The sequence below is a fragment of the Alcanivorax sp. HI0083 genome (assembly GCF_001635175.1).
The window spans coordinates 1-632 of record NZ_LWFX01000072.1 but is presented as its reverse complement, the minus strand read 5'-3'; the positions used below and the strand labels follow the sequence as shown (position 1 = coordinate 632).

Genomic DNA, 632 nt, shown 5'->3' with positions numbered 1-632 from the left:
CTGCCTGCCCTGCCGTTGCCAGATAAGAGCGTGCCGTAAGCGAGTTGTTTGGGCGCGTGCGATGCGATACCGCCTCCCTGTAGGTCTGATTAGCCTGAAGGCGTAATCTGACATAAAGCGTTACCGCTACGGTTCAGCGGGATGTCGGCTTACGGCTACGCCCTAAGTCGACCTACAAAGCAGGCCCCTTCGAGGGGTTGGTTGTGGGCTCCAGGCTCGCTCCCACGATTCAATCCATGGCGGTGGCAATTTCTGCCGCCACTGCCTGCCAACCCTGATCCAGCGTTCTTACCAGATTCGCATAGCCGCCGTTGTCCAGCGCGGCTTCCCACTGAATGCGCCCCTGGGCGATCTCTCCGTTGTTTCCAGTCAGTGCCCAGCGGCCGGTGATGACGGCGGAATCCCTGTCTTTGCCTTGCAGGCCCTGAAAGCGGGTCAGCTCCACGGTGAGCGTCTTGTTGTCTCCGCTGGGCATGCGGGTTTCCAGGGAGCGTTGTAATTGCGTGGCCAGCGGTTCGGCCCAGCGATGGTGGCGGCCCACCTGTATCTCGCTGTCACTGAGTTGCATGACAATGCCGCCCCGGTTCAGGTAACTGGCCAGCTGTACCTTGATGGTTAGCGGTGAATGCGCG

1 protein-coding gene is annotated in these 632 nt (G+C 60.6%); it reads right to left on the bottom strand.

Annotated features, from left to right (window positions below; translation table 11 throughout):
- Window positions 1-229: 229 nt before the first annotated feature.
- Window positions 230-632 (bottom strand): membrane integrity-associated transporter subunit PqiC (locus tag A3754_RS00755; protein ID WP_063518583.1); only part of this gene is annotated, 403 nt, incomplete at its 5' end.